At 68.6% G+C, this 13,045-nt stretch carries 17 protein-coding genes; 9 read left to right on the top strand and 8 right to left on the bottom strand.

Translation table 11 applies throughout. The features are described from left to right. Positions 1-15: 15 nt before the first annotated feature. Positions 16-2,010, bottom strand: a complete 1,995-nt coding sequence (locus tag AC0KS4_RS16170; protein ID WP_238956380.1) for an APC family permease — start codon at positions 2,008-2,010, stop codon at positions 16-18. A gap of 127 nt (positions 2,011-2,137) precedes the next feature. Here AC0KS4_RS16170 and AC0KS4_RS16175 point away from each other — a divergent pair, with 127 nt between their 5' ends. Together AC0KS4_RS16175 and AC0KS4_RS16180 are read left to right on the top strand one after the other, a co-directional pair. Then, a complete protein-coding gene (locus AC0KS4_RS16175; RefSeq protein ID WP_008258523.1) occupies positions 2,138-2,803 on the top strand; it encodes a potassium channel family protein in 666 nt (221 codons plus the stop codon). 36 nt (positions 2,804-2,839) lie between these two features. After that, entirely contained in the window at positions 2,840-3,496 is a 657-nt protein-coding gene (locus AC0KS4_RS16180; protein WP_225327693.1) for a potassium channel family protein, read from the top strand. On the opposite strand, the gene AC0KS4_RS16185 is transcribed toward AC0KS4_RS16180, so the two are convergent. Together AC0KS4_RS16185 and AC0KS4_RS16190 are read right to left on the bottom strand one after the other, a co-directional pair. After that, positions 3,493-4,188: a DUF3159 domain-containing protein gene (locus AC0KS4_RS16185; protein WP_238957334.1), complete on the bottom strand. Its 696-nt coding sequence runs from the start codon at positions 4,186-4,188 to the stop codon at positions 3,493-3,495. The two genes, AC0KS4_RS16180 and AC0KS4_RS16185, sit on opposite strands and share 4 nt — an antisense overlap. A 14-nt stretch (positions 4,189-4,202) precedes the next feature. Then, positions 4,203-4,571, bottom strand: coding sequence for an OB-fold nucleic acid binding domain-containing protein (locus AC0KS4_RS16190; protein WP_003875251.1), 369 nt, complete (start codon positions 4,569-4,571; stop codon positions 4,203-4,205). A 131-nt stretch (positions 4,572-4,702) separates the two neighbouring features. Between AC0KS4_RS16190 and AC0KS4_RS16195 the strand changes: the two genes are divergently transcribed. Next, on the top strand, positions 4,703-5,404 hold the full coding sequence (locus AC0KS4_RS16195) for an alpha/beta hydrolase (RefSeq protein ID WP_225327692.1): 702 nt from the start codon (positions 4,703-4,705) through the stop codon (positions 5,402-5,404). A 15-nt stretch (positions 5,405-5,419) separates the two neighbouring features. Here AC0KS4_RS16195 and AC0KS4_RS16200 read toward each other — a convergent pair whose 3' ends face one another. Both AC0KS4_RS16200 and dut read right to left on the bottom strand, forming a co-directional pair. Continuing rightward, entirely contained in the window at positions 5,420-6,175 is a 756-nt protein-coding gene (locus tag AC0KS4_RS16200) for a DUF3710 domain-containing protein (protein WP_225327691.1), read from the bottom strand. Between the two features lie 46 nt (positions 6,176-6,221). Further along, the gene (gene dut / locus AC0KS4_RS16205) at positions 6,222-6,686 is read right to left on the bottom strand and encodes a dUTP diphosphatase (RefSeq protein ID WP_008258542.1); all 465 of its coding nucleotides are present in this window, start codon (positions 6,684-6,686) and stop codon (positions 6,222-6,224) included. A 25-nt stretch (positions 6,687-6,711) separates the two neighbouring features. Between dut and AC0KS4_RS16210 the strand changes: the two genes are divergently transcribed. Further along, a complete protein-coding gene (locus tag AC0KS4_RS16210; protein ID WP_238956381.1) occupies positions 6,712-7,197 on the top strand; it encodes a DUF3093 domain-containing protein in 486 nt (161 codons plus the stop codon). 9 nt (positions 7,198-7,206) lie between these two features. Here AC0KS4_RS16210 and AC0KS4_RS16215 read toward each other — a convergent pair whose 3' ends face one another. Then, positions 7,207-7,509, bottom strand: a complete 303-nt coding sequence (locus AC0KS4_RS16215; RefSeq protein WP_008258544.1) for a DUF4193 domain-containing protein — start codon at positions 7,507-7,509, stop codon at positions 7,207-7,209. Positions 7,510-7,703: 194 nt separating this feature from the next. Between AC0KS4_RS16215 and cei the strand changes: the two genes are divergently transcribed. Then, entirely contained in the window at positions 7,704-8,354 is a 651-nt protein-coding gene (cei, locus tag AC0KS4_RS16220; protein WP_225327689.1) for an envelope integrity protein Cei, read from the top strand. A 5-nt stretch (positions 8,355-8,359) separates the two neighbouring features. Here cei and AC0KS4_RS16225 read toward each other — a convergent pair whose 3' ends face one another. Beyond that, positions 8,360-9,238, bottom strand: a complete 879-nt coding sequence (locus AC0KS4_RS16225) for an inositol monophosphatase family protein (protein WP_238956382.1) — start codon at positions 9,236-9,238, stop codon at positions 8,360-8,362. Positions 9,239-9,339: 101 nt separating this feature from the next. On the opposite strand from AC0KS4_RS16225, the gene ppgK reads away from it, so the two are divergent. The 3 genes from ppgK (at position 9,340) to AC0KS4_RS16240 (ending at position 12,378) form a co-directional block, all read left to right on the top strand. After that, entirely contained in the window at positions 9,340-10,149 is an 810-nt protein-coding gene (gene ppgK, locus AC0KS4_RS16230; RefSeq protein WP_225327687.1) for a polyphosphate--glucose phosphotransferase, read from the top strand. A 177-nt stretch (positions 10,150-10,326) separates the two neighbouring features. After that, a complete protein-coding gene (locus tag AC0KS4_RS16235) occupies positions 10,327-11,829 on the top strand; it encodes an RNA polymerase sigma factor (protein WP_225327686.1) in 1,503 nt (500 codons plus the stop codon). 132 nt (positions 11,830-11,961) lie between these two features. Further along, complete coding sequence (locus tag AC0KS4_RS16240) at positions 11,962-12,378, top strand: RidA family protein (RefSeq protein WP_238956383.1); 417 nt, start codon at positions 11,962-11,964, stop codon at positions 12,376-12,378. On the opposite strand, the gene AC0KS4_RS16245 is transcribed toward AC0KS4_RS16240, so the two are convergent. Continuing rightward, positions 12,324-12,686 carry a DUF952 domain-containing protein gene (locus AC0KS4_RS16245; protein ID WP_238956384.1) on the bottom strand — a complete coding sequence of 121 codons (363 nt, stop codon included), beginning with the start codon at positions 12,684-12,686 and terminating at the stop codon, positions 12,324-12,326. The two genes, AC0KS4_RS16240 and AC0KS4_RS16245, sit on opposite strands and share 55 nt — an antisense overlap. A gap of 130 nt (positions 12,687-12,816) precedes the next feature. Here AC0KS4_RS16245 and AC0KS4_RS16250 point away from each other — a divergent pair, with 130 nt between their 5' ends. Beyond that, on the top strand, positions 12,817-13,002 hold the full coding sequence (locus tag AC0KS4_RS16250) for a DUF7455 domain-containing protein (protein WP_008258551.1): 186 nt from the start codon (positions 12,817-12,819) through the stop codon (positions 13,000-13,002). Positions 13,003-13,045 lie beyond the last annotated feature (43 nt).

Below are 13,045 nucleotides of genomic sequence, written 5' to 3' on the forward strand. Positions count from 1 at the left end.
GGGTCGATTCGCGGGTCAATCGAAAATACCCCGACGAGCGTCGCCCGGCGCCACATGCGGCTGCAACGTCTTGCGCCGTTCCGACGAACTCAGTTGCCACGGAACCGAAGTCACCATGACGCCGGGCATGAACAGCAGCCGGCCCTTGAGCCGCAGCGCGCTCTGGTTGTGCAGCACCTGCTCCCACCAGTGCCCCACCACATACTCCGGGATGAACACCGTGACCACGGTGCGCGGCGACTCCTCCCTGGCCCGCTTGACGTATTCCAGTACGGGACGGGTGATTTCGCGATAGGGCGATGCGATGACCTTGAGCGGAACGCTGATATCGCTTTCCTCCCACTTGTGCACCAGCTCGCGGGTTTCGGCGTCGTCGACGCTGACCGTCACGGCCTCGAGAACGTCGGGCCGGGTGGCCCGCGCGTAGGCCAGCGCACGCATCGTCGGCAGGTGCAACTTCGACACCAGCACCACGGCGTGATTGCGGCTGGGCAACACCACGTCCTCCCCGCCTTCGGCCTGCTTGGCCAGTTCGCGGTTCACGGTGTTGTAGTGCCGGTGAATCATCTTCATCATTCCGAACAGCAGGCTCATCGCGAACAGGGCGATCCAGGCCCCGGCGACGAACTTGGTGACCAGGACCACCAGCAAAACCGCACCGGTGGAAAGCAATCCGACGGTATTGACCACCCGTGAGCGCATCATCCTGCGCCGCGCCCCCGGATCGGTCTCGGTGCGCAGCAACCGGGTCCAGTGCCGCACCATGCCGACCTGGCTCAGCGTGAACGAAATGAACACGCCGACGATGTAGAGCTGAATCAGCGCCGTGACCTCGCCGCGGAACGCCACGATCGCCAGCACCGCCACCCCGGACAGGAACAGGATCCCGTTGGAGAACGCCAACCGGTCTCCGCGGGTGTGCAATTGGCGCGGAAGGTAGCTGTGCTGCGCCAGGATCGAACCCAGCACCGGAAACCCGTTGAACGCGGTGTTGGCCGCCAGCACCAGGATGAGGGCGGTCACCGTGGCGATCAGCAGGAACCCGAGATGAAAGCCGCCGAACACCGCTTGCGCCAGTTGGGTGACCAGGGTCTTTTGGTAGTAGCCCTTCGGGGTCCCACTCAGTTGCGTCGCGGGATCCTCGACGAGCTGAACCCCGATCTTCTGAGCCAGCACGATGATGCCCATCAGCAGGGTCACCGCGATGGCGCCCAACATCAGCAGGGTCGTGGCCGCGTTGCGCGACTTGGGTTTCTGAAACGCCGGCACCCCGTTGCTGATCGCCTCGACACCCGTGAGCGCCGCGCACCCCGAGGAAAACGACCGCGCCACCAAGAACGCCAACGCGAAACCGACGACCTGGCCGTGTTCGGCGTGCATCTGGAAACCGGCGGACTCCGCCCGCAACGGATCACCCAGCACGAAGATCCGGAACAGGCCCCAGCCGATCATGACGAGGACACCGATGATGAACGCGTAGGTCGGGATGGCGAACGCCACCCCGGATTCGCGCACCCCACGCAGGTTCAGCGCCATCACCAGCAAAATGGAGGCCACGCAGAAGAACACCTTGTGTTCGGCCACGATCGGGATGGCCGAGCCGATGTTCGCCATCGCCGATGCCGTCGAAACGGCCACGGTCAGAACGTAATCCACCATCAGGGCGCTGGCCACGACGAGGCCCGCGGTCTCGCCGAGGTTGGTGGTGACCACCTCGTAGTCGCCGCCACCGGACGGGTAGGCGTGGACGTTCTGCCGGTAGCTGGCGACCACCACCAACATGACCGCGGCCACCGCGAGCCCGATCCACGGCGTCAGCGCGTATGCCGACACCCCCGCCACCGAGAGCATGAGGAAGACCTCCTCGGGCGCATACGCCACCGAGGACAGCGCGTCGGAGGCGAACACCGGCAAGGCGATCCGCTTGGGCAGCAGCGTGTGGCTGAGCCGGTCGCTGCGAAACGGCCGGCCGATAAGCAACCGACGAGTGGCGGTTGAAAGTTTGGACACGAGAGCCAAGAGTAAGCCCAGACGGGTTTGACGGTAGCGTTCGTGGACGAGAATGTTCGCCGACCGAAACGGCTTGCCCACGTGCGTTGCCGACGAAGGGCGCAGGACGCGGCCGAGAGGACCACAAGTGCGAGTAGTAGTGATGGGTTGCGGCCGGGTCGGCTCTTCGGTCGCCGACGGGTTGTCCCGCATCGGTCACGACGTGGCGGTCATCGACCGCGACAGCACGGCCTTCAACCGGCTCAGCCCCGAATACGCCGGCGAGCGGGTGCTGGGGCAGGGATTCGACCGAGATGTACTGCTGAGGGCGGGTATCGAAGAGGCGGACGCGTTCGCCGCGGTGTCCTCCGGGGACAACTCCAACATCATCTCCGCGCGGCTGGCGCGCGAGACGTTCGGCGTCAAGCGGGTCGTGGCCCGTATCTATGACGCCAAGCGCGCGGAGGTCTACGAGCGCCTGGGCATTCCCACCATCGCGACCGTGCCCTGGACCACCGACCGCCTGCTCAATGCGCTGCTGCGGGAGACCGAGACGGCCAAGTGGCGCGATCCGACCGGCACGGTCGCCGTCTCCGAGGTGGTCCTGCACGAGGACTGGATCGGCCATCGGGTCACCGATCTCGAGCAGGCCACCGGCGCCCGGGTCGCCTTCCTGATCCGCTTCGGCGCCGGCGTGCTGCCCGAGCCGAAATCGGTGATCCAGGCCGGCGACCAGGTCTATGTCGCGGCGATATCCGGCCGCGCCGCCGAGGCGGTGGCCATCGCCGCGCTACCGCCGAGCGAGGACCTGTGATGATTTCGAGCGACTGGCTTTGAGGAGACGGCGCATATGAAGGTAGCGGTTGCCGGCGCCGGCGCGGTCGGCCGCTCGGTCACACGGGAACTCATCGGCAACGGCCACGATGTGACGCTGATCGAGCGGAACCCCGACCACGTCGACGTCGACGCCATTCCGGCCGCGCACTGGCGCCTGGGCGACGCGTGCGAGTTGAGCCTGCTGGAATCGGTGCGCATGCAGGAGTTCGACGTGGTGGTGGCCGCCACCGGCGATGACAAGGCCAACGTCGTGCTAAGCCTGTTGGCCAAAACCGAATTCGCGGTGCCCCGGGTGGTGGCCCGGGTCAACGACCCGCGCAACGAGTGGCTGTTCACCGACGCCTGGGGCGTCGACGTCGCGGTGTCGACGCCGCGCATGCTGGCGTCGCTCATCGAGGAGGCCGTCGCCGTCGGCGATCTGGTGCGGCTGATGGAATTCCGCAAGGGGCAGGCCAACCTCGTCGAGATCACCCTGCCCGATGACACGCCGTGGGGCGGCAAGCCGGTGCGCAAACTGCAGCTGCCGCGCGACACCTCGCTGGTGACGATCCTGCGCGGCCCGCGGGTGATCGTGCCCGAGGAGGACGAGCCGCTGGAAGGCGGCGATGAGCTGCTGTTCGTCGCCGTCGCCGAGGCCGAAGAGGACCTGCAGAAGCTGCTGTTGGGCTAATCGCCCACGGTGCGGGGTTCCAGCTCGACCCCGGCGCTCTCTGCGATGGCCCGCTGCGCCGACTTGATCGCGGCGTAGGTCGCCAGCGCGGCCAGCACGGTCAGCGGCCAGCCCATCCCGATCCGCGCGGCCGCCAGCCACCCGGTCCGGTCGGCGTCGTAGAGCAGCCCCTGGACCACGAAGCGGGCGGCGAACACCAGCACCCAGCCCAGCGAGGCGACGTCGAACGCCAGGACGGCCCGGGGAACGCTGCGCCAGCCGTCCCCGCGCCCGGCGGCCCAGCTCCACACGTACCCCACCAGCGGCCGGCGGATCAGCACCGACGCCGCGACCACCACCGCCCACACCAACGACATCCAGATGCCCAGCAGGAAATAACCCTTGGACTCCCCCAGCACGTAGGCGATCAGCGCGCACAGCGCCACGCCGAAGAACCCGGAGAACGCCGGTTGCGGGGAATCCCGCCGAATCAGCCGCCAGAGCAAGACCAGCGCGGCGACCCCCAGGGCGGCCGCGATGGCCGGGACCAGGCCCGACACGCTCGAGACGATGACGAAGACGATGACGGGAAGAGACGAGTAGATGACGCCGCTGACCCCACCCGCCTGCGCCAGCAGGCGCTCGGGGTTGATGCGGCTAGTGGTTTGTTCCGATGAGCCCGGTTCCCGGGGGGACGGGGTTGCCCCGCCCAAGCCTTCTGGGACGGTCACCGCTGAATTTCGTAGTGCGGGTTGTAGATCGCTTTGGTTCCGTTCTCGAGCTTGCCGAGTCGGCCCCGCACCCGCAGGGTGCGGCCCGAGTCGATGCCGGGGATGCGGCGCTGGCCCAGCCACACGAGCGTGACGGTGTCGCTGCCGTCGAACAATTCGGCGCGCACCCCGCCGGCGCAGGCCCTGCCGTTGCATTCCACGCTGCGCAGCGTGCCGACCATCGTGACCTCCTGGCCACGCTCGCAATCGATAGCCCGTTGCGCGCCGGTGCTGGCGACTTCGTCGGACAGTTCCTCAGAGTCGCGTTGCTCCGGATCCTCCGTCAGCCGACGGGTCAGCCGGCGCAGATACCCTTGGGCCCCCATGGCCACTCCTGACGATAAAAGCTTCGATGCTTCCTCTATGCCAACGGACACCGTAGACCTCTTGGTTCCCCAGCGCCAACCGACTCAAACGTGATGTTGGACCGCAGGTAAACGCCGTGCACTATCGAGGGGTGGTGGTCGATCTGGGCGGTGTCACGACGGTGTTATTGCCGGGAACCGGCTCCGACGACGACTACGTTCACCGGGCGTTTTCCCGCCCGCTAGCCCAGGTCGGCGCGGTGCTGGTGGCCCCGCCGCCGCGCCCCGACCGGCTGATCGACGGCTACCTGGCGGCGCTGGACGCCGCGGCGCGCGAAGGACCGATCGCCGTCGGCGGCGTGTCGATCGGCGCGGCCGTGGCGGCGGCCTGGGCGCTGGCCCATCCGGACCGGGCGGTCGCGGTGCTGGCCGCGCTGCCGGCGTGGGCGGGGGCGCCCGGCGAGGCGCCGGCCGCCCTCACGGCGCGGTATTCGGCCTCCCAGTTGCGAGCCGACGGCCTGGCGGCGACGACGACCCGGATGCGGGCCTCCAGCCCGCCGTGGCTGGCCGACGAGCTGGCCCGCTCGTGGGGCGCGCAGTGGCCGCACCTGCCGGACGCCATGGAGGAAGCCGCCGCCTACGTCGCGCCGAGTTGCGACGAGCTGGCCGGACTGGCCGCGCCGCTGGCGGTGGCGGCCGCGGTCGACGATCCGATTCACCCGTTGCAGGCCGGTGTCGACTGGGTCGCCGCGGCGCCGCGCGCGGCGCTGCGCACGGTGACGCTGGATCAGATCGGGTCGGATCCCGCCGCCCTGGGCGCGGCCTGCCTTCAGGCGCTGGACGAGCTGGGCTAGCCGCTCGCCTTCGCGTCAGCCGCCGGTGGTGGTGCGCAGCTGTTGCATGGCCGAGCCGTCGGCGCTGCGGCGCGCGGCCGGCTCGTCGGCAGGGGTCTGTTGCTCCTCGCCTTGCTGTGCGGCAGCCTGTTGCGCCGCGGCGGCTTCGCGCAGCTGTTGCGCCATCGGCTCGGGCAGCTGCACGGCCAGCGGCGTGCGCACCGGAAGCGGTGTGTCGCCGCGGCGAACCACGGTGTCCGCCAACGCCGCTCGCGCCTCCTGTTCGAGCGCCTCCATCGTCTCGTGGGCGCCGTTGATGACGCAGCGGATCATCCAGCGGTATCCGTCGACCCCGATGAAGCGCACCACGCCGGTGGCGGTTCCGACCACCTCGCGCCCCCACGGCCCGTCCTTGATGCTGACCTGGGCCGAGTCATTGCGCAGCGACTCGGCGAGCTCGCCGGCGACTTCACGCCACAGCCCGCCCGTCTTGGGCGCCGCGTAGGCGGCGATGGTGAAACGACCGTTGGGCGTGACGACCCAGACCGCGCTCGGGACACCGGTTTCGGTCAGCTCGACCTGCAGCTGCCCGGCCTCGGGCATGGGGATCAGCACCGAGCCCAGGTCGAGCCGGGCCAGCTCGGCGACGGCGGGGTCGTCGAAGTCCTCGATGTCGAACGGGCCCTCGAGTTCCTCGGCGGCGGGCTCGTCGGCGCCCGGCGTCACGGCCCCGTCCGCCTGCGCGGCCGGGGCGCTGTCGTCCTTGCGCGAGCGTTTACCGAATGCAGCCATCAGCGCCGCTCCTCCTCATCGCTTCGCCGTGCCCGTCGCCGGCCCATCACAAACTCGCATGTCCGCCGGAGGAACCGTGACCACCGTCGCCACGGGACGTCTCGGCCAGCCCGGCCTCGTCGAACGACGACACCTCGACCAGCTCCACCAACTCGACCCGCTGCACCAACAGTTGGGCGATGCGGTCGCCGCGATGGACCACGATCGGCTCGGCCGGATCGAGGTTGATCAACGCGACCTTGATCTCGCCGCGGTAGCCGGCGTCGATGGTACCGGGACTGTTGACGATCGAAAGCCCAACGCGCGCAGCCAATCCCGACCGAGGATGCACCAGGCCGACCATTCCGAACGGGATGGCGACCGCGACACCCGTGCGCACCAGGGCGCGCCGCCCGGGCTCGAGTTTGACGTCTTCGGCGCTGTAGAGATCGATCCCCGCGTCGCCCTCGTGGGCGCGGGCGGGCAGCGGAAGCTCCGGGTCAAGGCGGACGATGGCCAGACTGGTCGACACGGGGCCACAGACTACCCTTGACTGCGTGTCCGATACGCGCGTCGCGCCGCACAACGTGCGGTATCGCGAACGATTGTGGGTTCCGTGGTGGTGGTGGCCACCGGCCTTCGCGCTGGCCGGCATCATCGCGTTCGAGTTCAACATGGGCGTCACCCGCCAGTCCTCCTGGTGGCCGTACGCCACGCTGTTCGCGGTCGCGGCCGGGGCGCTGTTATGGCTGGGCCGCATCGAGATCCGGGTCACCGCCAACCCGTCCGTGCCGGGGGAAGTGGAACTGTGGGCGGGCCATGCGCACCTGCCGGTCACCGCGATCGCCCGCTCCGCACAGGTAGCCCCCTCGGCCAAATCCGCCGCGTTGGGGCGCCAACTCGACCCGGCGGCCTACGTCCTGCACAGGGCGTGGGTGGCACCGATGATCCTGGTCGTCCTCGACGACCCGGACGACCCGACTCCGTACTGGCTGGTGAGTTGCCGTCACCCGGAGCGGGTGCTGTCGGCCCTGACAAGGTAGGCGCAGCTATCAGGCTGCGCAGTCGGTACAGATCATCACGCCGTTTTTCTCGCTGGCGAGCCGACTGCGGTGTTGCACCAGAAAGCAACTCGAGCAGGTGAACTCGTCAGCCTGCTTCGGAACGACACGGACCGAAAGCTCTTCACCGGACAGGTCGGCGCCGGGCAGTTCGAAATTCTCAGCGGATTCAGATTCGTCGACATCGACGACGGCCGAAGCCGCCTCGTTCCGACGCGCTTTGAGCTCCTCCAGCGAGTCCTCCGAAACGTCGTCCGTCTCGGTACGCCGTGGAGCGTCATAATCGGTAGGCATATCTATTCCCCTGCCCTATTGCCTCTGCTCGTCTCTGCATGCCCTCGAAAATCTCAAGCATCGCTTTGTACCAGCGTCGAACGCATCCACCAAATGATTCGTGCCCGTATCGCGGCCCATTAAGGTGTGATTTGCGTCACACACCTATTTTCACCCTTGCGCTCGCTTCTGAACAGTGGGTTTAGAGTGCAGCTGTGGTCACACAAATCACCGAGGGTACAGCCTTTGACAAGCATGGTCGGCCCTTCCGGCGCCGCAACCCCAAGCCCGCGATCGTCGTGGTGATTTTCCTCGCAGTGGCCACCGGCGTGATCTGGACCGTGGCGCTGACGCGGCCCGCCAAGGTGCACGAGGCGGTGGTGTGCAACCTCCCGCCGAAGTCGACCGGGTCGGCGTCGGCCCAGCTCGGCGAGCAGGTGTCGCGCAGCGCCATGATGGACGTCGCGCCCGCCAAACTCGCCGACACCAAGGTCCGCGTCCTCAACGCCAGCGGCCGGGGCGGGCAGGCCGGCGACGTCGCCGGGGCGATGAAAGACCTCGGCTTCGCGCAGCCGACCGCCGCCAACGACCCGCTCTACGCGGGCACCCGGCTCGACTGCCAAGGCCAAATCCGTTTCGGCACCGCCGGACAGGCCACCGCCGCGGCGGTGTGGCTGGTCGCGCCGTGCACCGAACTGTTCAACGACAGCCGCGCCGACGACTCCGTCGACCTCGCCTTGGGAACCGACTTCAGCGCGTTGGCCCACAACGACGACATCGACGCCGTGCTCGCCACCCTGCGGCCCGGCGCCAGCGAGCCGTCAGATCCCACGCTGCTGGCCAAGATTCACGCCAGCAGCTGCTGAGGCGGTCAATCCAAAATCGGATCCAGGCCGTTGAACCGCTCCAGCACGGCCAGCAGCTCGTCGGCGATCCCGGGAGCGGCCGCCAGCACCAGTCCCGCCCCGGTGGCGTCGTGCGCCGGCAGCACCACGCGGGCCCCCGCCTCGGCGGCGATCAGCGCGCCGGCGGCGCGGTCCCACACCTTCAGGCCGTGCTCGTAGTAGGCGTCCAGCCGGCCCGAGGCCACCATGCACAGATCCAGCGCCGCCGAGCCGATGCGACGGACATCGCGGACCACCGGCAGCATGCGCGCCAACAGCGCCGCCTGCGCCGCGCGGCGCTGCCGCGAATAGCCGAAACCGGTGCCCAGCAACGCCATCGACACGTCCTCGACCGCCGAGCACTGCAATGGCTGGGTCCCCTGGCCGTCGGTGACGTGCGCACCGAGGCCGATCGCCGCCGAGTACACCCGGTCGCCGACGACGTCGGCGACCGCCCCGGCCACCGACTCGCCGTTGACCTGCGCGCCGACCGACACCGCGTAGGCGGGAACGCCGTAAACGAAGTTCACCGTGCCGTCGATGGGATCGAGCACCCAGGTCACCGATCCGGCCGGCGCGCCCGCCGGGTCGGTCGGCCCGCCGCCCTCCTCGCCGAGAATGGGGTCCCCAGGCCGTAATTCGGCCAACCGGTCGCGTAACAGCCGCTCGGTCTCGGTGTCGACCACCGTCACCGGATCGGTCGGGGTGCTCTTGGCCCGCACCGCGCCGCTGTCCGGGGCCGTCACGCCGGCCGGCTCGGCGCCGAACACCTCGGCGCGCCGACGCCGCACGAACGCGGCGGCCTCCACGGCCAGGGTTTCGGCCACGGAACGCAGCCGCACGAGCTCGTCATCGGATTGGATCACCGCTCTATCGCATCACAGTCGCCACGGCCGCGCAGACGCCGCAGGCCCCAGCGTCGCGGCGTTAAGGTGAGCGGACAGCCCAGTCACGCCGAGGAGATTCGATGACCACCACCGACTCGACCACGGACACGCCCGGCGCCGCAGCGGCCGACGGGACGCATGAACGCCGCGGCTTCGGCATCGACGTCGGTGGCAGCGGCATCAAAGGCGGCATCGTCGACATGGACACCGGGTTGTTGATCGGCGAGCGGGTCAAACTGCTGACCCCGCAACCCGCCACGCCGGCGGCGGTCGCCAAGACCATCGCCGCGGTCGTCAACGAATTCGGATGGACCGGGCCCCTCGGCGTGACCTATCCCGGGGTCGTCACGCACGGCGTCGCGCAGACCGCGGCCAACGTGGACAAGTCCTGGATCGGCGCCAACGCCCGCGACATCATCAGCGCCGAGCTGGACGGCCAGGACGTCACGGTGCTCAACGACGCCGACGCGGCCGGGCTGGCCGAGGAGCACTACGGGGCGGGCAGAAACCAGACGGGCCTGGTGATTCTGCTGACCTTCGGCACCGGCATCGGCTCGGCGGTCATCCACAACGGCACGCTGATCCCCAACACCGAGTTCGGGCACCTCGAGGTCGGCGGCAAGGAAGCCGAGAAACGAGCCGCGTCCTCGGTGAAGGAAAAGAAGGGCTGGTCCTACGAAAAATGGACCAAACACGTGACCGAGGTGCTGGTGAGCATCGAGAACGCGATGTGGCCGGACCTGTTCATCGCCGGGGGCGGCATCAGCCGCAAGGCCGACAAGTGGCTGCCACTGCTCGAGAACCGCACCCCGGTGGTGCCCGCGGCCCTGCTCAACACCGCCGGGATCGTCGGCGCGGCGATGGCCGCCACCTCGGACGTGACCCACTGAATTTCGCCCGGCAGAGCTGTAGTACCGCGCACTGTCGTTACAATGGTGCTCGGCGAACGCCCAACCGATAGCGTGCGACTACTCACGCTGATACCAACGCCGACATCGACATAGCAGACACTTTCGGTTAACCATGCCCAATACCCACCGAAGGTGAGCCCAAACGAAGGGGTGTAAGTGGCAGCGACCAAGGCAAGCCCGGCAACCGATGGGCCGGTGAAACGCACCGCCACGAAGTCTCCGCCGTCCCCCGCCAAGCGTCCGGCGGCCAAGGCCGCCAACGGCTCCGCGCCCGCCAAACGGGCCGCCAAGACAGCCTCTCGGTCCACCAAATCCGAAACCGCCGAGCCCGCCAAAAAGACCCGCGCCAAGGGAGCCGAGCCCAAGGGGCGCGGCACCAAAGCGGCCAAGGGCGGGCCGGCGGATCCCGACGCCCTCGATTCCGACGGCGCCGTCGAGGATCTCGACAACGAACCCGACCTCGAGGGTGAGCCCGGTGAGGAGCTCGACATCGACAGCGACCTATCCCTCGACGACCTCGAGGAGGACGTGGCGCCCGAAGCCGAAGTCGAATCCGCCGACTCCGATGAGAGCGACGACGAGGAGGCGCCCGCCCCCGTGGCGGCCGCCGAACCCGCCGCCGACGAGGACGACGAGATCGCCGAGCCCACCGAAAAGGACAAGGCCTCCGGCGATTTCGTCTGGGACGAGGACGAATCCGAGGCGCTGCGCCAGGCCCGTAAGGACGCCGAGCTCACCGCCTCCGCCGACTCGGTTCGCGCGTACCTCAAGCAGATCGGTAAGGTCGCGCTGCTCAACGCCGAGGAAGAGGTCGAGCTGGCCAAGCGCATCGAGGCCGGCCTGTATGCCACGCAGCTGATGACCGAGATGACCGAGCGCGGTGACAAACTGCCCGCCGCCCAGCGCCGCGACATGCAGTGGATCTGCCGCGACGGCGACCGCGCCAAAAACCATCTGCTCGAGGCCAACCTGCGGCTGGTGGTGTCGCTGGCCAAGCGTTACACGGGCCGCGGCATGGCGTTCCTCGACCTCATCCAGGAAGGCAACCTGGGTCTGATCCGCGCGGTCGAGAAGTTCGACTACACCAAGGGCTACAAGTTCTCCACGTACGCCACGTGGTGGATCCGTCAGGCCATCACCCGGGCCATGGCCGACCAGGCCCGCACCATCCGCATCCCGGTGCACATGGTCGAGGTGATCAACAAGCTGGGCCGCATCCAGCGAGAGCTGCTGCAGGATCTGGGCCGCGAGCCCACGCCCGAAGAGCTCGCCAAGGAAATGGACATCACGCCCGAAAAGGTGCTCGAGATCCAGCAATACGCGCGCGAGCCGATCTCGCTGGACCAGACCATCGGCGACGAGGGCGACAGCCAGCTGGGCGATTTCATCGAGGACAGCGAGGCCGTGGTGGCCGTCGACGCCGTGTCGTTCACGCTGCTGCAAGACCAGTTGCAGTCGGTGCTCGAGACGCTCTCCGAGCGCGAGGCCGGCGTGGTACGCCTGCGCTTCGGGCTCACCGACGGCCAGCCCCGCACCCTGGACGAGATCGGGCAGGTGTACGGGGTGACCCGCGAGCGCATCCGCCAGATCGAGTCCAAGACCATGTCGAAGCTGCGCCACCCCAGCCGCTCGCAGGTGTTGCGCGACTACCTCGACTAGCCGGGTCGGCCGTTCGCGAGAACGGTTGGTGCACAAGCTGTTCGCGGCGCGCTGAACGCGTGCCGGCCAAAGACCTGCCGCGGCGGTGAAATTCGGCTGCGCCGACGGCGCCGCCGTCGTAGCGTGAGGCGCATGTCGTCACGCCGCAAAGTGGTCCTCTCCGAATCCGCCTTCGAATCGGTGGTCGGTTACTCGCGCGCGGTGCGGGTCGGCCCGCACGTGTCGGTGGCCGGAACCACCGGCGACGGGCCCGCCGGAGACATCGCCGCCCAGGCGCGAGATGCCTTGCGCCGCATCGAAATTGCGTTGCAGCAAGCGGGCGCGGCGCTCAGCGACGTGGTGCGCACGCGCATCTACGTCACCGACATCTCGCGCTGGCGGGAGGTGGGGGCCGTGCACGAGCAGGTGTTCGGCGCGATACGCCCCGCCGCCACCATGGTCGAGGTCTCGGCGCTGATCGCGCCCGAGTTGCTGGTGGAAATCGAGGCCGACGCCTACGTCGACCCGGCGGCGACCGGAGGGAAGGTGCCGTCGGCCCCGGGAGGATAAGGGGTGACCCGGGTCACCGCGGCCACCGGCAGGGTGCCGTACAGGTGCGGGAACAACATCGACTCCGGATCGGTTGCCACTCCCGGCTCCCAACGCACCGGCGCGTCGAGCCGGGCCGGGTCGATGTGCAACAGCACCAGGTCGCGGCGTCCCCGGTAGAGCCGGTTGGCGGGCAGGTGGACCTGACCGGGCGTCGACAGATGGATGAAGGCGGCCCCGCCGGCGGGGCCGATGGCGCCGTCACGGCGGGCCTGCGCCCACTGCTCGGTCCCGCACAGATGCACCAGCAGGTCAGGAGCGAGGGTCACGACGTCACCCTAGAGAACCGTCGAAACCAAACTGACCAGGCCGTGAGAAACGACACACCCGATAACGATCGGGGAACAAGGCGAAAACGCCATACGTCTGAGAAAGTGAATGTACGAGAACGGAGAAGCCATGAATGCAACTCTGACGAGTCCCGAACTGACACGGGCCGACCGCTGCGACCGCTGCGGTGCCGCGGCTCGTGTACGCGCCAAGCTGCCTTCCGGCCTCGAGCTTCTCTTCTGCCAGCACCACGCCAACGAGCATGAGGCCAAGCTGACCGAGCTGGACGCCGTGCTGGAGGTCAGCGGAAGCTAGTCGCGCCCGAACTCGCCCGTCGCCAATGTGGGCAGCGCGCGCG

The sequence above is a fragment of the Mycobacterium sp. NTMscope_MAC_12 genome, assembly GCF_976985675.1.

Coding starts and splice junctions, on each gene's coding strand:
- AC0KS4_RS16180 (WP_225327693.1), top strand. CDS start 2,840: ATGAAGGTAGCGGTTGCCGGCGCCGGCGCGGTCGGCCGCTCGGTCACA.
- AC0KS4_RS16190 (WP_003875251.1), bottom strand. CDS start 4,571: ATGGGGGCCCAAGGGTATCTGCGCCGGCTGACCCGTCGGCTGACGGAG.
- AC0KS4_RS16200 (WP_225327691.1), bottom strand. CDS start 6,175: ATGGCTGCATTCGGTAAACGCTCGCGCAAGGACGACAGCGCCCCGGCC.
- AC0KS4_RS16215 (WP_008258544.1), bottom strand. CDS start 7,509: ATGCCTACCGATTATGACGCTCCACGGCGTACCGAGACGGACGACGTT.
- ppgK (WP_225327687.1), top strand. CDS start 9,340: ATGACCACCACCGACTCGACCACGGACACGCCCGGCGCCGCAGCGGCC.
- AC0KS4_RS16240 (WP_238956383.1), top strand. CDS start 11,962: ATGTCGTCACGCCGCAAAGTGGTCCTCTCCGAATCCGCCTTCGAATCG.
- AC0KS4_RS16250 (WP_008258551.1), top strand. CDS start 12,817: ATGAATGCAACTCTGACGAGTCCCGAACTGACACGGGCCGACCGCTGC.